Origin of the sequence: Allobosea sp. ASV33 (genome assembly GCF_016428755.1) — a bacterium.
GTDB lineage: Bacteria > Pseudomonadota > Alphaproteobacteria > Rhizobiales > Beijerinckiaceae > Allobosea.
In genome coordinates this window covers 1-21,425 of the sequence record NZ_JAELTI010000051.1, presented here as the reverse complement: position 1 = coordinate 21,425, position 21,425 = coordinate 1, and the positions used below count along the sequence as shown (strand labels likewise).

The following is a 21,425-nucleotide window of genomic DNA, read 5'->3' as shown; positions in this document are numbered from 1 at the left end:
CGCCTGTAGAGCCGTCGCATGTCGGCATCTGCCGCAATGGGGGCGCCCAGATCCAATAATCGTTCACAACCGCGAATCTGCAACCTCGTGGCGCACGCGGCCGAGGACGACGATCGCGGCGAGGGAAGCGAAGGCTGCGGCCAGTAGCAATCCAATCTCCGGTGCCGAAGCAGACGGCGCGACCTCGAAGATGCCGGTCATGGCGCCGGCACCGAAGATTGCGCTGTATTCACCCCGCCATCATCTTCGGCAGGATGGTGACGATCTGCGGGAACACCGTGATCAGCACCAGCAGCAGCATCAGCACGAAGAAATAGGGGATCGCAGCCTTCGTCACGGCGAGGATGTCCTTGCCGGTGATGCTTTGCAGCACGAACAGGTTGAACCCGACCGGCGGGGTGATCTGCGCCGCTTCGATCAGGATCACCACGAAGATGCCGAACCAGAGCAGGTCGATCCCCGCCGCCTGCACCATCGGCAACATCACCGACGAGGTCAGCACGATGATCGAGATGCCCTCGAGGAAGCAGCCAAGGATCAGCATGAACACGGCCAGCACCGCCAGCAGCGCATAGGGCGAGAGGTGCATGGCGTCGACCCAACTCGCCAGCGAGCGAGGAATGTCGACGAAGGCCACCGCAATGGTCAGGCAGGCTGCGCAGGCGATGATGAAGGAGATCATGCAGGAGGTCCGCATGGCCGCCATCAGCCCGTCCATGAAGCTCGCACGCGTCAGCCCGCCGCCGACCGCTGCCAGGATCAGCGCGCCGATGACGCCGATGGTCGCGGCCTCGGTCGGGGTGGCGATGCCGCCATAGATCGAGCCGACCACCGAGCCGATCAGCAGGGCGACCGGGATCAGTCGGCGCGAACGATAGATCTTCTCCAGGAAGGGCACCGGCGGCTCGGCCGGCGGCATCTTGTCGGGGTTGAGCAGGCTCCAGATCGCCGTGTAGCCCATGAACAGCGCCATCAGCAGGATGCCCGGCAACACGCCGGCGATGAACAGCCGGGCGATCGAAACCTCGGCCGTCACGCCATAGACGATCATGATGATCGAGGGCGGGATCAGGAGGCCTAGCGTGCCGGAGCCGGCGAGCGTGCCGATGGTCATGTTGAGCGGATAGCCACGCTTCTCCAGCTCCGGCACGCTGATCCGCCCGATCGTGGCGCAGGTCACGGCCGAGGAGCCGGCGACCGCCGCCATGATGCCGCAGCCCAGCACGTTGACGTGGAGCAGCCGGCCCGGCAGCCGCGACACCCAGGGCGCCAGGCCCTGGAACATGTCCGACGGCAGCTTCGAGCGGAACAGGATTTCGCCCATCCAGATGAAGAGCGGAAGCGAGGTCAGCGCCCAGCCCCAGCTCGAATCCCAGAGCGTGGAGGCGATCAGCGAACCCATCGGGGCAGAGGTGAACAGCCCCATCATCACCATGCCGACGGTGAGGAGTGCGAGTGCAACCCAAACGCCGCTGGCGAGCAGCAGGAGAAGCGAGCTGGCGAGCACCAGCGAGGCGAGAACGATCGTGTCCATCATCAGCCCCTATGCCACCGGCCTGTCGAGTTCGATCTCGTCGGGTGCCTCGTAGCGCGGCTTGCCGCCGGTCAGGAGCCAGATGAGTTCATCGATGAAGGCGATCGCCAATGCGGCGATGCCGATGGCGACGCCGGTCTGCGGAATCCAGAACGGCATGGCCAGCAGGCCGGGACTGACATCGTTGAATTCGCGCGATTGCAGCGCGAGCGACGCCACATGCCAGGCGAGAAACGAAACGACCACAGTACCGAGCAGGCAGTTGAAGATCTCGACCCCGCGCCGCCAGCCTTTCGGGAGGCGGTCGACGATGAGGTTGATCCGGACATGTCCACCGCGCCGGAAGGTGTGGGCCAGGCCGAAGAAGGTCGAAGCTGCAAGACACAGCCCCGCCGCCTCGGTAGCGTCGAGAGTGACGCCGCGCATGCGCGAGACGATCTGGGCGACGATGGCCAGCCCGATGCCGACCATGAAGGCGGCGGCGACATAGCCGCACGCCTCATAGAACCTGTCGAGAACGCCTCGTATCACCGGTCACTCCGCTGGCCATGGGTCTTGAAAAGGTGGCGGACGAAAGCCGGTTACTTCAGGCTCTTCTGGTAGGTTTCGTAGACAGCCTTCTCCTCGGCAGTCGCGGTACCGAGCCAGTCGGCGACCATGCCTTTGCCGGCAACCTCGATCGCGTCGAGGATGTCCTTCGGCGACTGGGCGATCGCCACGCCATGGCTCTTGAGCACGCCCTCGCGCTCTTCTGCCGCCTTCTTGGACAGATCCCAGCCGCGCTTGGTCGCAGCCTCGCCGGCTTCGGTCACGATTTTCTGCGTCGCTGCGTCGAGCTGGCGGAAAGCGCGCTCGTTGACCAGGATCGCGTTCTTGTTGTGCATCGTGCCGGTATAGGTGAAGTTCTTGACGTAATCCCAGATCTGGACGTCGGTGCCGGTCTGGGCGCTGGTCCATAGCGACTGGATCATGCCGGTCGAGAAGGCCTGCGGCACTTCGGCGAATGGCAGGATCAGCGCCTCCATGCCGAGCTTCTCGCCCATGATCTGCGTCTGTTTCGAGTAGATGCGCAGTTTCTGGCCCTTGAGGTCGGCGAGACCCTTCAGCGGCGCCTTGGTGTAGAAGCCCTGGCCCGGCCAGGCGACATAGGTGATGGCGCGCATGCCGTTCTTCTTGAACAGCGCGTCGAAGAAGGGCGCCTGGGCCTCGGTCAGCTTGGTCGCCTGGTCATAGGTCGTGGCGACGCCGGGGATGTTGTCGAGATTGTACATCGCGCCTTCGTTGCCATAGACGCCGAGGCGGATCTCGCCGATCTGGATCTGGCCGGACTGGACGGCGCGCTTGACGGCGTCGAGCTTGATCAGACTGTCGTTCGAGCGCAGGTCGATCTTGAGCTTGCCGCCGCTCTTCTCCTCGATCTCCTTGATCATCTCCCGAATATTCTGGGTGAAGAAGCTGCTTTCCGGGTAGCCCGACGCCATGGTCCAGCTCGTCTGGGCGGTGGCGGGAGCGGCAAGGCCGAGGCTCAGGGCAAGGGCGACGGAGGCGATCAAAGCTCTGCGGTTCATGGTTCCCCTCGTTCTTGTCGCGCTGCGGAGAAAGCCGTGCGCGTTTCAGGAGCCGAGCCGTGCCGAAGCCCGATCGACGGCTAAAGGTCAGTCGAGCGTGTTATCGCGATAGCATCCAATTGAAATTATCTGTTGTTGCGATAGATTTTGTTTATCGGCCGCTTAAGCGGCCCAAAAATTGCTTGCCTGAGGGTGCGGGGCCGATGCCGAACTGGACGCTGAAGCAGCTCGAGAGCTTCGTTTGGGTCGCGAAGCTCGGCAGCTTTAGGGCGACGGCGGAGCGCCTGAATACGACCCAGCCGAATATCTCGGTGCGCATCTCGCAGCTCGAATCCATTCTGGGCGTGCGGTTGTTCCACCGCGACTCCGGCTCGGTCGCCCTGACGCCGATCGGGCATTCGCTGCTGGGACAAGCCGAGCGCGTGCTGCAGGCGTCGGAGGAATTCTCGCAGCAATCGATCCGCTCGGACCAGCAGGTCGGCGTCCTCAGGCTCGGCGTCGCCGAGCTCATCGCCCAGACCTGGCTGCGCGACTATCTGCTCGACCTGCGACAGGTTTTTCCCAATGTCGATGTCGAACTCAGGGTCGATCTGACGATCAACCTGCGCGAGGAGCTGGTTTCGCGGTCGCTCGATCTGTGCCTGCTGAACGGCCCGATCTCGAACTTCAACATCAGCAATGTCGATCTCGGTTCCGTGCCTTATCTCTGGGTGGCCTCGCCGCGGCTTGGGCTCACCGGTTCCGACCTCGCGACGATGGCCTCGCATACGATCCTGACCCATGCGCGCAATACCCGCCATTTCGTCGAGCTATCGGCGCATTTCCGCGACAACTGGGAAAGGCCGGTCAGGATCGTGCCGTCGAGCAGCCTCGCGGCCAGCCTGCAGATGACGCTCGACGGGCTGGGTATCGCACCGATGTCCAGGACGCTGGTGGAAAAGTATCTGGACGCCGGAGAGCTGGTTGAATTCCCCTATGAATGGACACCTAGCGCTCTGATTTTCACGGCATCATATGCCCACACGCCGGCCAGCTTCCTGCTCAAACGTGCGGCCGAGCTGGCCGGGGAGCGGGCCCTGCAACAGCATCGCAGCGACATCGTCGAGCCGATGACACAATAGCCCGGCGGCAGCGTGCAGAAGGGTTGTGTCGATAAGTATTCTCTATCGAACAGCATTGAAAATAATAATTCGACGACATCGGCGCCACGTTCCATCCTCCGCCTCTCGAACAACGGAGGCGCGCAAGCCATGTCCATTCTCGGGGCCCGCCTGGGCGTCGATATCGGGGGAACCTTCACGGATGTCGTGCTCGAACAAGGCGGGCAGAGGTTCTCCACCAAGGTCTTGACGACCTACGCCGCACCCGAGGATGCGATCATCGAAGGCATGCACCGGGTCTGCGAGAAGGGCGGAATCGCCGCCTCCGCGATCGGCCAGATCATCCATGGCACGACGCTGGCGACCAACGCGTTGATCGAGCGGCGCGGCGCCAAGACCGCGCTCATCACCACCGAAGGTTTTCGCGACGTCATCGAGATGCGGACAGAGAGCCGCTTCGAGCAATACGACCTCAACCTGACGCTGCCGGAGCCGCTGCTGCCCCGCAACCGCCGCTACACGGTCAGGGAACGCATGGATGCGCGCGGCAAGGTCCTGATCCCGCTCGATCGCGCCGCCGTCGAGAGCCTCGTCGATGAATTGCGCGAAGCCGGCTACGAGAGCGTCGCGGTCGGCCTGCTGCACTCCTATGTCAACGACGCGCATGAGCGCCTGATCCAGGAGGTTCTGACCGAGCGCCTGCCGGGCGCGATGGTCTCGCTCTCCTCCGAAGTCTCGCCGCAGATGCGCGAATACGAGCGCTTCAACACGACGATCGCCAACGCCTATATCAAGCCGCTGATGAAGAGCTATCTCGTCCGCCTCAAGGGGCGGCTGGCAGCCGAGGGCGCCTCCTGCCCGATCTTCCTGATGCATTCCGGCGGCGGCATCATCTCGCTCGAAAGCGCCTCGGAATTCCCGGTCCGCCTCGTCGAGTCCGGCCCGGCCGGCGGCGCGGTCTTCGCCGCCGACATCGCCGCGCGGCATGGCTTGAAGAAGGTGCTCTCCTTCGACATGGGCGGCACCACCGCCAAAATCTGCCTGATCAAGAACTACACACCGAAGACCGCCCGCGTCTTCGAGGTCGCCCGGACCTATCGCTTCAAGAAGGGCTCGGGCATGCCGATCTCGATTCCCGTGATCGACATGGTCGAGATCGGCGCCGGAGGCGGCAGCCTCGCCCATGTCGACTCGATGAACCAGATCCGCGTCGGGCCGGAAAGCGCAGGCTCCGAGCCCGGCCCGGCCTGCTACGGCCGCGGCGGCAAGCGCCCGGCCGTGACCGATGCCGACGTCATTCTCGGCAAGATCGACCCGGATAACTTCGCGGCCGGCACGATCCCGCTCTTCGCCGACCAGTCGGCTGCGGCGCTGACGAGCGAGATCGGCGGCAGGCTCGGCATGGACGCCCTGGAAAGCGCCTGGGGCGTGGCCGAGGTCGTCGACGAGAACATGGCCAATGCCGCCCGCGTCCACGCCGTCGAGAACGGTGAGGATCTGTCCGAATACACGATGATCGCCTTCGGCGGCGCAGCGCCCCTCCATGCCGGCCGCCTCTGCGAAAAGCTCGGCATTGCCCGTTGCCTCGTGCCGCCCGGTGCCGGTGTCGGCTCGGCCATCGGCTTCCTCCGGGCGCCGTTCAGCTTCGAGGCCAACCGCACCCTGTTCATGCGGCTCGCCCAGTTCGACACCGCGCGCGTCACGAAACTTTTCGACGAGATGGAAGAGGAAGCGACGCGGGTGGTGCGGTCCTGCGGCTGGGACGGCGCGATCCAGGCCGAATACAAGATCTACATGCGCTATGCCGGCCAGGGCTGGGAAATCCCGGTCACGTTGACGCCGGAAGAGGCGCGCGCTGCCGACCCGGCCGTCATCCTCCAGCGCTTCGAGCACGAATACGCCAATCTCTTCGGCCGCACTGTGAAGGGCCTCGCCGCCGAGATTACCGTCTGGTCGGTCAACGCGCATACGCCGCAGCAGGCCGTCGCCCCGGTGGCGCCGGTCTCCCAGACCCGCGACGCGCCGGCGCAAGGCAGCCGCTCCGTCTTCGATGCCGGCCTCGGACGCCGCGTCGAGGCGCAAGCCCATAACCGTACCGCCCTGCCCGCCGGCAGCCGGATCAACGGCCCCGGCATCGTCACCGAGGACGAGACCACCATCATCCTGCCGTCGAGCCGCTTCGCCGTGACGCTGAACGACGGCTGCATCGATATCCGCCTTTCAGAAGCCGCACCCGCCGCTGGCGTCGCCGCGCGGAAGGAGCCCGCCCATGTCTGAGATCTCCAAGGTCGCCTATCAGGTCATGTGGAACCGCCTGATCTCGGTCGTCGAGGAACAGGCGCAGGCGCTGATCCGCACCTCCTTCTCCACCTCGGTGCGCGAGGCCGGCGACCTCTCGGCCGGCGTCTATAACGAGAAGGGCGAGATGCTGGCGCAGGCGGTGACCGGCACGCCCGGCCACGTCAACGCCATGGCCGATGCCGTCGCCCATTTCATCCGCAGGATCGGGCGCGAGAACATCGCCGAGGGCGATGTCTACATCACCAACAACCCCTGGGAAGGCACCGGCCATCTGCACGACATCACCGTCGTCAGCCCCTCGTTCCACAAGGGTCGCCATGTCGGCTTCTTCGCCTGCACGGCCCATATCGTCGATATCGGAGGGCGCGGCTTCGGCGCCGATGCCAACTCGGTCTACGAGGAAGGCCTGCATATCCCGATCATGAAGTTCGCCGATCGCGGCACGGTCAACGAGACGCTGGTCACGATCATCCGCGGCAATGTCCGCGAGCCCGACCAGCTCGTCGGCGACGTCTATGCGCTCGCGACCTGCAACGAGATCGGCCATCGCCGGCTGATCGAGATGATGGTCGAGTTCAAGCTCGCTGATCTCGCCGGCATCTCCGATTTCATCCTGACCAATTCCCGCCAGGCGACGCTGGACAAGATCGCGGCCCTGCCGCGTGGCCAAGCCGAGGGCCATATGCGGATCGACGGCTATAGCCGGCCGATCGACCTCAAGGTGAAGATCTCGATCGAGCCTGACGGCGTGCTCTGCGACTGGGCCGGCACCTCCGGCGTCGACAAGAACGGCATCAACGTGCCGCTGGTCTATACGAAGGCCTATACCTGCTACGCGCTCAAATGCGCGATCGCGCCGGAAATCCCGAACAACGCCGCCTCGCTGGAGCCTTTCCGCATCACCGCGCCGGAGCACACCATCGTCAACGCGGTCTGGCCGGCGCCGGTCGCGCTGCGCCATATCATCGGCCACATGGTGCCGGACACGATCTACGACGCGCTCGACAAGCTCCTGCCCGGCCTCGTCCCGGCCGAGGGCGCCGGCAGCCTGTGCAACTTCCAGGTCTCGCTCCGGCCGCGCACCGACGGCCCCTGGCCGGCCGACGCCGTGCGGGCCGAGGTATTGACCTTCAACTCCGGCGGCTCGGGCGCACGGCCGGCGCTCGACGGCATGAACGCCACCGCCTTCCCCTCCGGCGTGATGACGATGCCGGTCGAGGCGACCGAGCAGGTCGGCCCGGTCATCGTCTGGCGCAAGGAACTCCGGCCCGATTCGGGCGGCAAGGGCCAGCATCGCGGCGGCCTCGGCCAGCATATGGAGGTCGGCGCCTGGGAGGGCTACGAGTTCGACATCCAGGCGATGTTCGACCGCGTCCATCACCCTGCCCGCGGCCGGCGCGGCGGCGGCGGCGGCGCGCCGACGACGATCGCGCTCGATGACGGCACGGCGATGAAGGGCAAGGGCAAGCAGTTCGTCCCGCATGGCCGCAAGGTCGTGATGGCCTTCCCGGGCGGCGCCGGCTATGGCGCGCCGGCCGACAGGTCCGCGAGCAGCGTGGAGCGCGATCTCGCCCTGGGCTATATCTCGGCAGAAGCCGCCTGCGCCGAGTATGGCCTGCCGGAGGACCGCGTCGCCGATGTGCTGACCAGATCCCGGCGCGGTGAACTGCCTCGCTAGCGGGAAGGCTGCTCCGAGGTGGCCCGTACCCTGCGCAGTGCGGCCCAGCCGTGCTGCGGCTTGCCAACGATCGCCGGGCAATGCCTCACTACGTCCTCCGATAGGGACTGCCCGAGCGCAGCCACATAGCCGCGACGCGGCTGCCAGACGCGAGGATCGCATGCCGCATTACAACCGTATCCTGATTACGGGCGCGGCCGGGCGCCTGGGCTCGCAGCTTCGTGCCGGCCTTGCACCGCTCGCGCAAGTGATACGCCTCGCCGATCGCGAGCCGCTCGGCCCGCTTGCCGCCCATGAAGAGGAAGCGATCTTCGACCTTGCCGACATGGAGGCGACGGTCGCAGCGACCGAAGGGTGCGATGCCATCGTCCATTTCGGGGGAGCGCCGACCGAACGCGAATGGCAGGTCATCCTCGATTCCAGTATCCGCGGCTCCTATCACATCTACGAGGGCGCGCGGAAACACGGGGTCAAGCGCATCGTCTACGCCTCGTCGGTCCACGCGATCGGCTTCCATGAGATCGGAGCGCATATTTCGGTCGATGCGCCGGTCCGGCCCGACTGTCTTTATGGTGTCGGCAAGACCTTCGTCGAAAGCCTCAGCCGGCTCTACTGGGACAAACACGGCATCGAGACGGCGTGCCTGCGCATCTTCTCGTCCTTCCCGGAGCCAGCCGATCGCCGGATGCTGTGGTCTTACTTGTCATTCGCCGATTGCGTGCGCCTTGTGACGGCGTCGCTCACGGCGCCTTTCGTCGGCCACACGATCGCTTTCGGCACCTCCGACAATACGGTGAAGGCGGTGGATAACAGCGGCGCGAGCCATCTCGGCTACCACCCGCAGGACAATTCGGAGCCGTTCCGGGCCAAGGTCGAAGCCAACACTCCTGCCCTCGATCCGCTATCGCCTGCAGGCCGCTATCTCGGCGGAAAGTTCTGCGAAATGCCCCATCCCGATGACGAAGCCAAAGCCTGAAGACTGGTGCAGACAGCCACAGGGCGAAATCCACCAACTCTCTTGTTCATCTCAGAATGTTCGCAGATTACTCCGGGTCGAAAACGCCTATCTTTTCGGTCACCTCACCATCCGCCAAAAGCGGGACCTCGGCCGGGATAGGCTGAGCGGTGCCGGGAGCAGACATTGAACCTGGGACCGAAAGCGGACCAGGCGGCAGGCCTGCCGCGCCAATTCAGTAAGTCGGCGGCGTGATCGCACTCACGATCTCGCTCGGCCCGTCGGCGGCGTTGCGAAAGCGGTGCGGTTCGCGGCTGTCGAAATAATAACCATCGCCTGGCTTCAGAACCGAGGTCCGGCCCGCCACGGTCACTTCGACCGCGCCACGGATGACAAGGCCGCCCTCTTGTGCGGAATGCGAGAAGGCATCGCCGGTATCGGCTCCAGGCGCGTAGGTTTCATGCAGCATGAGCATCGAGCGGTTGGGGAAGCCGGTGCCTATGACACGATAGGAAATGGCATCCTGCCGGCCGATTTCGGCCATATCGGCAGCGCGGCAAAACGGCTCCGGCGGCGAGACCGCATGAAAATCAAGGAAAAAGCCCGATAATGTCGTGCCGAGAGCATCGAGCACCGCATGCAGTGTGTCGAGCGACGGGCTGATCAAATCCCGCTCGATCAACGATATCGAGGAATGCGAAACGCCCGAACGCAGGGCGACGGAGCGGACGCTGAGCTTGCGGCGTAGCCGAAGCTCCCGCACGCGGTCACCAATCTTCATGGGGAGCCTCCTGCCAAGAAGAATGATCTGACCCCAATTGGTGAATATCTTCAACACGCCTCCGCGGCTGCTTGCGCAGTGGTTCCGTGGCGAGGAAGCTTGCGGTGTCATTTCTGCTCATCGGAACGCGCCATGTCCAAACTTGCCCCCGCACTGGAAGCCAGGATCGAGCGCCTCAAGGCCCCCGGCCGCAGCGCCTGGAGTGACAACACGCCGGTCGAGGCCACGGTGAAGGCAGTTCTGGAGGCGGTGCGCCAGGAGGGCGATGCCGCCGTCCGGCGTTATTCCCGCGAGTTCGACAAGCTCGACATCGAGGCTTTCGAAATCTCAGCGGGCGAGCGCATTGCCGCTCTCGACGGGCTCGACAAGCAAACCCGCGCCGATACCGAATTCGCGATCGAGCGGGTGCGAGCCTTCGCCGAGGCCCAGCGCAAGACGCTGCTGCCGCTCGAAATCGAGGCCCTGCCGGGTCTGCATCTGGGCCACCGCATCATCCCGATTGCCCGCATCGGCGCCTACGTTCCCGGCGGCCGCTATCCGCTTCTTTCCGCGCCGATCATGACGCTCGTGCCGGCCAAGGTCGCAGGCTGCGACGAGGTCGTTGCCTGCCTGCCGCCTGGAGCGCACCCGGCGATGATCGCGGGCTGCCATCTCGCGGGAGCCGACCGGATCTTCCGTGTGGGAGGTGCGCAGGCCATCGCCGCCATGGCCTTCGGGACGGAGAGCATTCCCGCCGTCGACAAGATCGTCGGCCCCGGCAACGCCTATGTGAACGAGGCCAAGCGGCAAGTCTTCGGCCTCGTCGGCATCGACCAGTTGGCCGGGCCGAGCGAAATCTTCGTCGTCGCCGACGAAACCGGAGATGCTGTGACGATCGCTGTCGATCTCCTGGCGCAGGCGGAGCACGATGTTCGCACCCGCGTCGGTTTGATCACCACGGATCGCGGCCTGGCAGCGAAGGTGCTCGCCGAGGTCGAACGCCAGCTCGGCAACCTCTCGACCGCACCCGTCGCCGCGGCGGCCTGGCGCGACTATGGCGAGATCGTCGTCTGCGCGGACGAGGCGGCCATGCTCGCCTATTCCGACCATATCGCCGCCGAGCATCTCGAGGTGCATACGCGCGATGCGCAGGCGACGGCTGCAAAGCTGCGCAATTACGGCTCGATCTTCATTGGGGTCGCCGCGAGCGTGGTCTATTCCGACAAGTGCTGCGGCACGAACCACACGCTGCCGACCATGGCGGCAGGGCGCTACACCGGTGGGCTGTGGGTGGGCTCCTATCTCAAGACCTGTACGCATCAATGGCTCGACGAGCGCGGCGTCGCGGCGGTTGCGCCGCCGGCCATGCGCCAGAGCGCGAGCGAAGGGCTGGAAGGACATCGGCGGGCAGCCGCGCTACGTCTTGCACCGGCTCAATTGCTCAGCGAGATCGGCGCCTGAGCGCCGAAGATTTTGGAAGCCTCTATCGCAGTCCGAAAAAGAGGGTTCCTATGGGGCAACAACGATCCAGCCCGCGAGGGGCGGGACGGATCGCTGCAGCAGAAGCAGGGAGAAGATCCATGACGTTTCTGAAGTCCATACTCGGCAGCACGGCTCTCGCGGCGGGGCTCGCCATCGCAGGCGTCGGCGCGGCCGCAGCCCGCGATCTCACCGTCGTATCCTGGGGCGGCAACTACCAGGATGCGCAGCGCAAGATCTACTTCAAGCCCTTCGCCGAAAAGACGGGCAAACCGGTCCTCGACGAGTCCTGGGACGGCGGCGTGGGTGTCGTCCAGGCCAAGGTCAAGGCCGGCACGCCGAACTGGGACGCCGTGCAGGTCGAGGCCGACGAGCTCGCCATCGGTTGCGCCGACGGCCTCTACGAGAAGCTCGACTGGAACAAGCTGGGCGGCAAGGACAAGTTCCTGCCGAGCGCCGTGAGCGACTGCGGCGTCGGCGCGATCGTCTGGTCGACGCTGCTCTCCTACGATTCCGAAAAGCTCAAGACAGCACCGACATCCTGGGCCGATTTCTGGGACACCAAGAAGTTCCCAGGCAAGCGCGCCCTGCGCCGCGGACCGAAATACGCGCTCGAATTCGCGCTGATCGCCGATGGGGTGGCGCCGAAGGACGTCTACAAGGTGCTGCGCGAGAAGGGCGGCGTCGACCGCGCCTTCAAGAAGCTCGACGAGATCAAATCCGATATCGTCTGGTGGGAATCCGGCGCACAGCCACTTCAGCTGTTGAAGTCCGGTCAGGTCGTGATGACCGCAGCCTATAATGGCCGCATCAGCGGCATCAACAAGACCGAGGGCACCAAGTTCAAGACCGTCTGGCCGGGCAGCATCTATGCCGTCGATAGCTGGGTGATCCTGAAGGGCAGCCCGAACAAGGACCAGGCGATGGACTTCATCGCATTTGCCAGTCTGCCGGAAAACCAGTCGAAGCTGCCGCAAGACATCGCCTACGGTCTGCCCAACAAGGCAGCCGCGGCGGCCGTCCCGGCCGACCTTGCCGTCGACCTGCCGACCGCGCCGCAGAATCTCGAAAACGCGATCGCCATCGACGTCGACTACTGGAACGACAATATCGAAGACCTGACCAAGCGCTTCAACGCCTGGGTCGGCAAGTAAACAAAGGCGACCGACACGCGCGCCGAGGGAAAGCAGCCCTCGGCGCGTGCTCGATCGACTGGCGCGCCTGAACTTCGGCCGGCGGGACTGGCGCGGCATGTCCTGATCCTTACCGCGGCCGCAGCGGCCAAGCCTTATCCGTTACGGGAAGATCATCCTTTGCGCGAACCGGATTCGTTCATTCATTTCAAGGCCATCAGCAAGGTTTTCGGCGCGATCACCGTGGTCGATGCGCTCGATTTCCACGTCGCGCGAGGCGAGTTCGTCAGCCTGCTCGGCCCCTCCGGCTCGGGCAAGACGACGCTGTTGATGATGCTCGCCGGCTTCGAGACGCCCTCCGGCGGCAGCATCCATGTCGACGGGCGCCGGGTCGAGCACCTGCCCCCGTACAAGCGCGAGATGGGTGTGGTCTTCCAGAACTACGCGCTGTTTCCGCACATGACGATCTCCGAGAACGTCGCCTTTCCGCTGAAGATGCGGGGCGTCGCCAGGACGGAGCGCGATACGCGGGTGAAGCGCGCGCTCGATCTGGTCCGCCTCGGCCATCTTGCCGACCGCAAGCCTTCGCAGTTGTCCGGCGGTCAGCAACAGCGCATCGCGCTATCGCGCGCACTGGTCTACGAGCCCAAGGTCGTGCTCATGGACGAGCCGCTGAGCGCGCTCGACAAGCAATTGCGCGAGCATATGCAGCTGGAGATCCGCGCGCTCCATCGCGACCTCGGATTGACCGTGATCTTCGTTACCCATGATCAGGGCGAGGCGCTGACCATGTCGGACCGGGTCGCAGTGCTCAATCGCGGGAAGATCGAGCAGTTCGACACGCCTTCGGGCCTGTATGACAGGCCGCGAACACGTTTTGTCGCCGAATTCATCGGAGAGACCAATCTGCTTGCAGGCCGCGTTGCCGGGCGCAGCGGCGAGACGGCGACGGTCGCGCTGGGCACGGGCGCAAGCGTGACCTGCGACAGGGGCGCGGCCTTCGAGACGGCTCAGGATGTGATAGTCTCGGTTCGCCCCGAGATGCTGCACCTCGTGCAGGATCCTGGCGCCGACAACGCCTTGCCCGTAACGATCACGGACCATGTCTATCATGGCGACCATATCCGCCTGCACCTCGCTTGCGGTGAGAGCCATCTGGTCGCCCGCGCTGGTCGGCGCGACGCCGCTCCGCCGATCGGCAGCAAGGCCTTCGCCAGCTTCGCGCCGGGCGATTGCTCGCTGGTAGTGCCATGAGCGCGCGGCTCAAAGCGCTGCTCCTGGTCACGCCGCTGGTGGTGTTCCTCGGCCTGTTCTTCCTTTGGCCGCTGTGGATGATGATCGCCACGGCGGTACAGGGCGGGACGGTGCGTCTCGCCTTTCCCCAGACGGCAACCGCGATCGCGAGCTGGGACGGCAGCGACCCCCCGCCGGCGGCACTGCAGGCGGCGCTCATCCGGGATCTGCGGGCCGATACGCCGCAGGAGCGCTTCGGCGACGCGGTCCGCACGCTCAACAGCCAGCAGGCCGGCTTTCGCACGCTCCTGCCGCGCACGGCCCGCACGTTGCGGGAAGCGGCAGAGTCCGATCCGGTGGACCTCGCGACGGTCGATCCGCGCTGGAGCGACCAGGCTTACTGGCTCGCGCTGAAGCGCAGCATGCCGGCCTATACCGATGCCAACCTCCTGGCGGCCATCGACCTTAAGCGCACCGACGAGGCGCGGATCACGCCGGTCGAGCCCGATTTCGCCGTCAACCGCGCGATCATGCTGCGTACCTTCGTGATCGCGATCCAAGTGACGCTGCTCTGCGCGGCGATCGGCCTGCCCTTCGCCATGCTGACGGCGAGCCTCTCAGGCTGGAAGCGCAATGCGCTGCTGATCGCCGTGCTGCTGCCGCTATGGACCTCGCTGCTGGTGCGCACGGCGGCCTGGCTGATCCTGCTGCAGGATAGCGGGCTCATCAACCAGACGCTGCGCGCGATCGGCCTGATCGATTCACCGCTCTCGCTGATCTACAATCGCACGGGCGTGCTGATCGCCATGACGCATGTCCTGCTGCCGCTGATGGTGCTGCCGATCTACGCGAGCCTGATCGCAATCCCGCGCAACCTGATGCCCGCCGCCGCCGCGCTGGGCGCCGCGCCGCTGCAAGCCTTTCGCCACGTCTTGCTGCCGCTCGCCATGCCGGGTCTGCTCTCGGGCTCGCTGCTCGTCTTCATGGTGGCGCTCGGCTACTACATCACCCCGGCCCTGACGGGTGGCGCCGGCGACCAGATGATCAGCTCGGTGATCGCCTTCTATGCGACGGGAACAGCCAACTGGGGCATGGCGGGTGCCCTCGGCCTGTTCCTGCTGGCGCCGACGACGGTGCTCTACATCGTCTACAGCCGGCTTTCGCGCACGCCGCTGGTGCAGACATGAGCAGCGCCTCTCTTCGCCCGGGCGGCGCGGCCTTCAACGCGCTGCGGCTCGGCTTCGGCACGCTGGTAGTCGGCTTCCTGCTGCTGCCGCTGGTGGCGATCCTGCCGCTGGCCTTCACCGACAGCGTCTTCCTCGTCTATCCCATCAGCGGGCCATCGATGCGCTGGTTCGGCGTGCTCGCGGAAAGCCAGGCTTGGACCCGGGCGATCGTCAATTCGCTGATCATCGGCACGGGCGCGACGATCGTCGCCACCGTGATAGGGACATTGGCGGCGATGGGCCTCAGGCGCGAACTGGTGCCGTTCTCCGGCCTGCTGCGGTCGATATTTCTGCTGCCGATGGTGGTGCCCGCGGTCGTGCTCGGCGTGGGCATGCAGATCCTCTACGCGCGCATGGGGCTGGCCTCCAGCTATCTCGGCGTCATCATCGCCCATGCCGTGCTTTGCGTGCCTTTCGTCCTCGTCAACGTCGCAAGTTCGCTGGCGAGCATGGATCCGGCGCTGGAGCGTGCGGCGGCCAGCCTGGGTGCCTCCCCGGTCGAGGTCTTCCGGAACGTGACGCTGCCGCTGGCCATGCCGGGCATTTTGACCGGCGCGGTCTTCGCCTTCGCCACATCGCTCGACGAGGTCGTGATCACGCTGTTCGTCGCGGGCCCCAATCAGACGACACTCGCCCGCCAGATGTTCTCCTCCCTGCGCGAGAACATCAGCCCGGCGATCGCAGCAGCAGCCTTCATCATCATGATTCTCACCTTCGTGCTGCTGCTGGCGGTGAAGGGGGCATCATTGATCGGAGCATTGCGCAAAAAGCGGGAGATCTCCGGTCTTTAGCTCGTATTCCATCAAGCCCCAATTCCGGACATGGGTCTTGCTTGAAAGGCGCTGCTCCGAATAAGCAATTGAATACGCAGGATGGTGAACGCGCTCTGACTGGGGTCCGGGATGCGCCAGAAGCCGACATTACGCGACTGGTATAAAGCGGACCTTCAGCGCTTGATGCGCGCCAGGTTGCGCAGGCGCTGGAAGATCGAGGCCTCGCCTCGAAAGCCGGGTGCTGATCGCGTTCAAAGTTCCCTGATCAGAGGCCTCGATAGCTGCGATTAAGCTGTCTCTGACCAACTGTGAGCCTGCATTTCCGTCGAAGTTATCTAGATAGCGCAAGGCCAGCGGCGTCCAATGGGCGAGACTCCCGCGGTCGAGCAAGTCCACCAGCAAAGCTGGAGCCGCGCTTGTGCCGAGGTATTGTCCGGACCACGCGCAACCGTCGCATCGAACTTGGGATCGTCCCCGCGTACGGGCACCAAGCGCATTAAGACGGCATGGACGCCGCGAGCGTCAATGTGCGAGGCGTATCAACAAGGAACAAACGGAATCGCGATCAGTTTGCCTTGCATGACCAATCCGACCAAATCCCGCTCCAGTGCCTCGCCCGGCACAACTCATGGCCCGGTTCACGACATGGACCGGTTGCTTCCGGTAGGCGCGCCCAAAAACGTTACCCGCAAGAGCCAGCAACTCAGGGCACGTGCGACTGCAGGACAGCACATCGATGCGGCGCTGTCCGATTTGCCCATCTCCGATGCCAGCAAGGCATCTCGTAAGTCACAGCTCCTCGATGTACCGACCGGAATGCCGGACAAGCGGCGCCGTCCGTCGGTTAGATAGAACTGGCCTCGATTTTGGGCGGCGGCAGTCCCAGCGCGATCAGCCGCTCCCAATTGGCTGTACGTAATTTCCGATCCTGTCCCAGCCACGACCGGCCGCTATTCTTCCCTACGTCTGGATCACTGCACTTGGCAGATCCAGGACAGACCACCCGTCGCAGGGAAGGAGGCGCTGGGAAACGAATGACCTCCGAAGTCAATGATTCCGAGAACCCGAACCCGGTAGTAGGCACCTTGAAGCCGCACTTGCTGGACGTGCTCGGTCCCGGCCTGATCACCGGTGCAGCCGACGACGATCCGAGCGGCATTGCGACCTATTCCCAGGCCGGTGCGCAATTCGGCTTCGGCATCATCTGGACGGTGCTCTTCAGCTATCCGCTGATGGCCGCGATCCAGGAAATCAGTGCGCGGATCGGACGCACCACCGGGCACGGGATCGCCACCAACCTTCGCGAACACTACCCTTCATGGCTGCTGACGTGGATCGTCGCGCTCTTGTTCGTCGCGAACATCATCAATATCGGCGCGGATCTCGGGGCTATGAGGGATGCGGTCGGCCTCCTCATCGGCGGCCAGACGGCGATCTACGTCGTGTTCTTCGCTGTCGTCAGCGCCTGCCTCCAGATATTCTCGCAATACACCCGCTACCTTTCCGTCCTGAAATGGCTGACCTTCTCGCTGTTCGCCTATTTCGGAACGGTTATGTTCGTAAAAATTCCTTTCGGCGAACTCGCGCGCGGGCTGTTCATTCCAACCCTTTCAGGCGAGACGGCTTTCTGGACGACCGTCGTCGCGATCCTTGGCACGACGATCAGCCCTTATCTCTTCTTCTGGCAGGCTTCGCAGGAAGTCGAGGACGAGCATGCGATGCCCAAGCGCGAGGCGCTCGTCGATGCGCCTGAACAAAGTAAACGAGCCTTCGCTCGCATTCGCATCGACACCTATGTCGGCATGGGCTTTTCCAGCCTCGTTGCCTTGGCGATCATGGTCACCACCGCCGCTACGCTGCATGTCGACGGCACGGTCGATATCCAGACGTCGAGCCAGGCGGCGGAGGCGCTCAAGCCCGTGGCCGGCCGCTTCGCCTTCACCATCTTCGCGCTCGGCATCATCGGTACGGGGCTTCTGGCGATCCCGGTTCTCGCGGGTTCCGCGGCATACGCCCTGGGCGAAGCGCGCAAATGGCCCATCGGCTTGGCACGCCAGCCGATGGAGGCGAAGGCCTTTTACGCCACCATCACGCTTGCTACGCTGGTTGGAACGGCCGTGGACTTCTCGCCCATCGATCCGATCAAAGCGCTTTACTGGAGTGCTGTGATCAACGGCATCGTTTCGTGTCCCGTCATGGTTACGATGATGCGGATGACGAGGCGGGCCGATATCATGGGGACGAACACCATCGGCGGCCCGCTGCAACGGATCGGGTGGCTCGCGACGGTCGTCATGACCGCCGCGGTCGCCGGCATGATCTGGACGTCGTTCCGGTAAAAATTGCGTTCGTCTTCAGCGCCATGAGCGAAGCAATGCCGACGGATGCCATCGTGTTCGCAAGGCTCATACCGATCAGCAACCCCACCCGCTGCAACCGCGATAATAGCCCGGCCCTCCGTAGTAGCTGCGCCCGTAGCCACCATCATAGCCGCGACCATAGTAGCCGCGGTCCTCATAGGACCGGCTCTCGGCGACGAGCGCACCACCGACAAGGCCTGCCGCAGCGCCAGCCACGACGGCGCCGGCGGCAGCATCGGATTCCCGCCGATCTTGGTGCATATGAGTGCTGACGCAGTTCCGGTAAGCTCGCGTTCCCTCCCGATAGCCGGATGCCTGGCAGACATCGCCTGCACCGGCTTGCGATTGCTCCATGGTCTGGCAACCAGCCAGCCCAGTCGCGAGAAGGGCCGTCAGGACGAGGATTCGCATGGGGTTGGCGTTCGATCAGGGGCGCCGGCACAAATCGGCTCGGACGAGAACCCGATTCTAGGCTGGCACAATGCGTGCGCCAGCGCCGGAAACTACTCAGAGACCGCTCGGCCTGGCCGATTTCGGTTCGCACGCCGGCTGCCATCACACTGGCCGGCGCCTAGCCGGCGGTCGGAGCTCAATCTGCGCAGTCCGAAAGCTGCGCCGGCAGGCTGAGGTCTCTCTGCGCGCGCCGCCTCGTCCGGCCTCAAGGCCGCGGCGAGCGCCAGCCGCGCCAATGCGGGAATGGATTTCGCTCCGGTTTTCTTCATGATCGAGGCGCGATGATTTTCGACGGTGCGCTGGCTGATCTTGAGGTCGGCGGCGATATTCTTGCTGGGGTGCCCTGCGAGCACCAGACCCATGATCTGGCGCTGTCTCGGCGTGAGACCGGCGATGTGGTCGGCCGCCTCCTTTTGCCAGACCAATAGCTTGGCGGCGTCCTGGGCTTGGTCGAGCGCACGCGCGACGCCTTCGAGTAGCTCTTCGCGGCCGACGGCTTCTCGATGAAGTCGCGTGCACCGGCTTTCATGGCTCGGACCGACATCGGCACATCGCTGTTTCCGGTGATCATGATCGCGGGCAGCCGATCGCCGTCACCACGGAGCCGTTGCAGCAATTCCAGGCCCGTCATTCCCGGCAGGTAGGCGTCCACCAGCAGACATCCCGCCTGGCCGGGCCGATAGGCCTTCAGGAAAGCCTCGCAGCTCGCGAAATCCTCGACGATCCGGCCGTCGGATTCGAGCAGGTCGCGAATTCCTTCGCGGACATGCGTGTCGTCGTCGACGAGAAAGATCACGGGGGCATTCGGGCTCGGAGCGGCCCGCGTTGGGTGTTGCACATGTTGCCGCGGCGCCGAGCGGCTGCCCGGCAGCAAGCTTTGAATGGCCTCCACAACGTCGGCGGTCTTGACCGGCTTGTTGAACTCCAGGCAGTCTTCGCCCGCGATACGCTGCAAGTTATCCGTCGAAATATCTCCGGTGAGGATCATCACCGGTATGTGGCTCTGAAGTTTCTCGCGGATAGTCGCGGCGACGAGAAGCCCGTCCATGCCGTCCGGCAGATTGAAATCGGCGAGGATCAGGTCCGGCACGAGATCCTCGCGTGAGAGCAACTCCAGCGCAGCGGCTCCACCCGGCGCCGTGGCCGGGCGATGACCTTCGTCGGTCAGGACGATGGCGAGGAGTGACGTCGATCGAAAAGATCGAACCCTTTCCGGGCCTGGAACGGACATACACGGGATGACCGAGCAGAACGGCCAGGCGCTGCACGATGGACAGTCCGAGCCCGAGGCCGCGGCTGCGTTCACGCGCCTCGTTGTCGAGCTGGTGATACTAATCGAAGATCGCCTGAAGATCCTGCTCGGCAATGCCGATGCCGGTATCGCAGATTTCGATCCTGAGTATTCCGCCGCGCCGGCGGCATCCGAGCAGCACCTTGCCGCGCCTGGTGTATTTCAAGGCGTTTGACAGCAGGTTGCGGATCATCTGCTCCAGTAGGCGCGGATCGCTGTAGACCGATAGACTGCACGATACTGCGTGGAGGGCGAGGTTCTGGGCCGTCGCGTGATAGCTAAACTCGTCGCGCAACCGCCCCAGCACATCTGCGATCGGGAAGCTGACGAATTCAGGATGAACCGTTCCGGCCTCGAGCTGGTTGATGTCGAGCAACGTGTTGAGCATGCCTGACATGGCGGCGGCCGTTTCGTCGAGGCGGGTTACAAGTCCCAGTGCCTCCCGCTTCTGATCCGCGCGAATTTTCCTGGTCAGGATCCCGCTCATCAGGCTGAGCGCTTGCAGGGGCTGGCGAATGTCATGGCTGGCCGCTGCAAGAAAGCGCGACTTGGCGATATTGGCCCGCTGGGCCTCCTTCCTGGCTGCCTCCCACGCATCGGCGGCGTGTTTGCGCTCCGTGATGTCGACGAGGGTGATGACGACGCCCTCGACCCCGTCGTCCTGGGCGCGATAGGGCAGGATGCGTCGCACGTACCACAGGCCATCCCGCGCCCGGATGTCCGGCGTAAATCGTCCGTCGTCGTGAAAGTTTCTGTGGCGAAAGAAGAATAGTCCGTCGCTCAATCCTTCAGCTTGAGCGACGGGTCAGAGTCGGCGCGGCAAGGGGCTCTTGTTCGCGTCGGCTCGTAAGAGGGTGCCTCTTCGCTCTGCTTCGTACTGCGTATCAGTATATCCAAGGGCGTGTCCGGCAGCGGAATCGTCGTCTGGCAGACTCGCAGATGATGTCCCGGCGCGAGAACTAGCGCGCGCCCCCTTCGGAACCAGTTCTTGAATTTCCGGTGGTGCGAGCGTTGTATCTCGCTGCGAATGTGAGATGAATTTCAGAATACCCGATGACCATCGGAACGAGATCGGGGCCATATTCCAATCGTACTTTCAATCCGCGGCTAAAATCGGCTGGGCCGATTGCTGTCATGTCACCGACTAGGGTGCCGCTGCACCAAGACCCAAAATCATTGAGCAGATAGCTGACCGCAACGTCCGAACCGTCGCGCAGGATCAACCTGCCGTGGCCGGATTTCATGACAATCTCGATTTTGATTGCCGGCCGAACCGCACTCGGGCGGTGCTCTCGCGCGCAAAGGCAGCGCGATCATTATCGAGAGCCTCCGCAACTCAAATGGCAACGACATTCGGATCACGAATTGGTGGCGCGGTTTCCCGGGCGGTGTCGCTGCCTCAACCCAAGCCCCTGAGGTTTGAGAGGCAAACCCGCCGTGGTACGGGCTGGTAAGCATAGAAGCGCTGCGGTCAACGCTTGCCGGATCGCAAATATAGCCGGTTGGCGCCCCTGCCTTCACATCGCAGCCGTGCCGATCTGCCGGAAAGCGGACATTGGCAATGTCGGCTAGGCGCCAGCT

19 protein-coding genes and 1 pseudogene are annotated in these 21,425 nt (G+C 64.3%); 10 read left to right on the top strand and 10 right to left on the bottom strand.

Annotated elements, in window-relative coordinates; genetic code table 11:
- Positions 1-63: 63 nt before the first annotated feature.
- The 4 genes from JHD80_RS15775 to JHD80_RS15760 are packed head-to-tail and all read right to left on the bottom strand — an operon-like array spanning position 64 to position 3,102.
- Entirely contained in the window at positions 64-201 is a 138-nt protein-coding gene (locus JHD80_RS15775; protein WP_199089051.1) for a hypothetical protein, read from the bottom strand.
- Positions 202-229: 28 nt separating this feature from the next.
- Entirely contained in the window at positions 230-1,534 is a 1,305-nt protein-coding gene (locus JHD80_RS15770) for a TRAP transporter large permease (RefSeq protein ID WP_199089049.1), read from the bottom strand.
- Positions 1,535-1,543: 9 nt separating this feature from the next.
- Entirely contained in the window at positions 1,544-2,065 is a 522-nt protein-coding gene (locus JHD80_RS15765; protein WP_199089046.1) for a TRAP transporter small permease subunit, read from the bottom strand.
- Between the two features lie 50 nt (positions 2,066-2,115).
- Positions 2,116-3,102 carry a TRAP transporter substrate-binding protein gene (locus tag JHD80_RS15760; protein WP_199089044.1) on the bottom strand — a complete coding sequence of 329 codons (987 nt, stop codon included), beginning with the start codon at positions 3,100-3,102 and terminating at the stop codon, positions 2,116-2,118.
- A 59-nt stretch (positions 3,103-3,161) separates the two neighbouring features.
- On the opposite strand from JHD80_RS15760, the gene JHD80_RS15755 reads away from it, so the two are divergent.
- The 4 genes from JHD80_RS15755 (at position 3,162) to JHD80_RS15740 (ending at position 9,157) form a co-directional block, all read left to right on the top strand.
- Positions 3,162-4,223: a LysR substrate-binding domain-containing protein gene (locus JHD80_RS15755; protein WP_199089042.1), complete on the top strand. Its 1,062-nt coding sequence runs from the start codon at positions 3,162-3,164 to the stop codon at positions 4,221-4,223.
- A gap of 129 nt (positions 4,224-4,352) precedes the next feature.
- On the top strand, positions 4,353-6,479 hold the full coding sequence (locus JHD80_RS15750) for a hydantoinase/oxoprolinase family protein (protein ID WP_199089039.1): 2,127 nt from the start codon (positions 4,353-4,355) through the stop codon (positions 6,477-6,479).
- On the top strand, positions 6,472-8,181 hold the full coding sequence (locus tag JHD80_RS15745; RefSeq protein WP_199089037.1) for a hydantoinase B/oxoprolinase family protein: 1,710 nt from the start codon (positions 6,472-6,474) through the stop codon (positions 8,179-8,181). Before JHD80_RS15750 ends, JHD80_RS15745 begins: the two co-directional genes overlap by 8 nt.
- A 160-nt stretch (positions 8,182-8,341) precedes the next feature.
- Entirely contained in the window at positions 8,342-9,157 is an 816-nt protein-coding gene (locus tag JHD80_RS15740; protein ID WP_199089035.1) for an NAD-dependent epimerase/dehydratase family protein, read from the top strand.
- A gap of 214 nt (positions 9,158-9,371) precedes the next feature.
- On the opposite strand, the gene JHD80_RS15735 is transcribed toward JHD80_RS15740, so the two are convergent.
- Entirely contained in the window at positions 9,372-9,917 is a 546-nt protein-coding gene (locus tag JHD80_RS15735; RefSeq protein ID WP_199089032.1) for a cupin domain-containing protein, read from the bottom strand.
- A 132-nt stretch (positions 9,918-10,049) separates the two neighbouring features.
- On the opposite strand from JHD80_RS15735, the gene hisD reads away from it, so the two are divergent.
- From hisD to JHD80_RS15705, 6 genes are all read left to right on the top strand, one after another.
- The gene (gene hisD / locus JHD80_RS15730) at positions 10,050-11,357 is read left to right on the top strand and encodes a histidinol dehydrogenase (protein ID WP_199089030.1); all 1,308 of its coding nucleotides are present in this window, start codon (positions 10,050-10,052) and stop codon (positions 11,355-11,357) included.
- A 128-nt stretch (positions 11,358-11,485) separates the two neighbouring features.
- Positions 11,486-12,529 (top strand): ABC transporter substrate-binding protein, encoded by a 1,044-nt coding sequence (locus JHD80_RS15725; RefSeq protein ID WP_465246526.1) that lies wholly within the window; start codon positions 11,486-11,488, stop codon positions 12,527-12,529.
- Between the two features lie 159 nt (positions 12,530-12,688).
- The gene (locus JHD80_RS15720; protein WP_199089025.1) at positions 12,689-13,762 is read left to right on the top strand and encodes an ABC transporter ATP-binding protein; all 1,074 of its coding nucleotides are present in this window, start codon (positions 12,689-12,691) and stop codon (positions 13,760-13,762) included.
- Entirely contained in the window at positions 13,759-14,928 is a 1,170-nt protein-coding gene (locus tag JHD80_RS15715; RefSeq protein WP_199089023.1) for an ABC transporter permease, read from the top strand. The genes JHD80_RS15720 and JHD80_RS15715 overlap by 4 nt, the downstream gene beginning before the upstream one ends.
- Positions 14,925-15,758 carry an ABC transporter permease gene (locus tag JHD80_RS15710; RefSeq protein ID WP_199089021.1) on the top strand — a complete coding sequence of 278 codons (834 nt, stop codon included), beginning with the start codon at positions 14,925-14,927 and terminating at the stop codon, positions 15,756-15,758. Before JHD80_RS15715 ends, JHD80_RS15710 begins: the two co-directional genes overlap by 4 nt.
- Before the next feature lie 1,016 nt (positions 15,759-16,774).
- Positions 16,775-18,079, top strand: a complete 1,305-nt coding sequence (locus tag JHD80_RS15705; protein ID WP_199089104.1) for an Nramp family divalent metal transporter — start codon at positions 16,775-16,777, stop codon at positions 18,077-18,079.
- Between the two features lie 75 nt (positions 18,080-18,154).
- Here the strand turns inward: JHD80_RS15705 and JHD80_RS15700 are convergent, their stop codons facing one another.
- From JHD80_RS15700 to JHD80_RS15690, 5 genes and pseudogenes are all read right to left on the bottom strand, one after another.
- Positions 18,155-18,316 (bottom strand): hypothetical protein, encoded by a 162-nt coding sequence (locus JHD80_RS15700; RefSeq protein WP_199089019.1) that lies wholly within the window; start codon positions 18,314-18,316, stop codon positions 18,155-18,157.
- Positions 18,317-18,603: 287 nt separating this feature from the next.
- Positions 18,604-18,915, bottom strand: a complete 312-nt coding sequence (locus tag JHD80_RS28745) for a LuxR C-terminal-related transcriptional regulator (RefSeq protein ID WP_248311584.1) — start codon at positions 18,913-18,915, stop codon at positions 18,604-18,606.
- Positions 18,819-19,784 carry a response regulator gene (locus tag JHD80_RS28740; RefSeq protein ID WP_248311583.1) on the bottom strand — a complete coding sequence of 322 codons (966 nt, stop codon included), beginning with the start codon at positions 19,782-19,784 and terminating at the stop codon, positions 18,819-18,821. Before JHD80_RS28740 ends, JHD80_RS28745 begins: the two co-directional genes overlap by 97 nt.
- Positions 19,750-20,628, bottom strand: a pseudogene (locus JHD80_RS28735) (sensor histidine kinase); the annotation flags it as partial. The pseudogene JHD80_RS28735 and the gene JHD80_RS28740, both read right to left, overlap by 35 nt.
- A 175-nt stretch (positions 20,629-20,803) precedes the next feature.
- Positions 20,804-21,088: a hypothetical protein gene (locus tag JHD80_RS15690; RefSeq protein WP_199089017.1), complete on the bottom strand. Its 285-nt coding sequence runs from the start codon at positions 21,086-21,088 to the stop codon at positions 20,804-20,806.
- Between the last annotated feature and the right edge of the window lie 337 nt (positions 21,089-21,425).

Coding starts and splice junctions, on each gene's coding strand:
- JHD80_RS15690 (WP_199089017.1), bottom strand. CDS start 21,088: ATGAAATCCGGCCACGGCAGGTTGATCCTGCGCGACGGTTCGGACGTT.
- JHD80_RS15705 (WP_199089104.1), top strand. CDS start 16,775: ATGACCTCCGAAGTCAATGATTCCGAGAACCCGAACCCGGTAGTAGGC.
- JHD80_RS15770 (WP_199089049.1), bottom strand. CDS start 1,534: ATGGACACGATCGTTCTCGCCTCGCTGGTGCTCGCCAGCTCGCTTCTC.
- JHD80_RS15710 (WP_199089021.1), top strand. CDS start 14,925: ATGAGCAGCGCCTCTCTTCGCCCGGGCGGCGCGGCCTTCAACGCGCTG.
- JHD80_RS15715 (WP_199089023.1), top strand. CDS start 13,759: ATGAGCGCGCGGCTCAAAGCGCTGCTCCTGGTCACGCCGCTGGTGGTG.
- JHD80_RS15775 (WP_199089051.1), bottom strand. CDS start 201: ATGACCGGCATCTTCGAGGTCGCGCCGTCTGCTTCGGCACCGGAGATT.
- JHD80_RS15740 (WP_199089035.1), top strand. CDS start 8,342: ATGCCGCATTACAACCGTATCCTGATTACGGGCGCGGCCGGGCGCCTG.
- JHD80_RS15735 (WP_199089032.1), bottom strand. CDS start 9,917: ATGAAGATTGGTGACCGCGTGCGGGAGCTTCGGCTACGCCGCAAGCTC.
- JHD80_RS28745 (WP_248311584.1), bottom strand. CDS start 18,915: ATGGGTCTGGTGCTCGCAGGGCACCCCAGCAAGAATATCGCCGCCGAC.
- hisD (WP_199089030.1), top strand. CDS start 10,050: ATGTCCAAACTTGCCCCCGCACTGGAAGCCAGGATCGAGCGCCTCAAG.
- JHD80_RS15745 (WP_199089037.1), top strand. CDS start 6,472: ATGTCTGAGATCTCCAAGGTCGCCTATCAGGTCATGTGGAACCGCCTG.
- JHD80_RS15750 (WP_199089039.1), top strand. CDS start 4,353: ATGTCCATTCTCGGGGCCCGCCTGGGCGTCGATATCGGGGGAACCTTC.
- JHD80_RS28740 (WP_248311583.1), bottom strand. CDS start 19,784: ATGTCCGTTCCAGGCCCGGAAAGGGTTCGATCTTTTCGATCGACGTCA.
- JHD80_RS15760 (WP_199089044.1), bottom strand. CDS start 3,102: ATGAACCGCAGAGCTTTGATCGCCTCCGTCGCCCTTGCCCTGAGCCTC.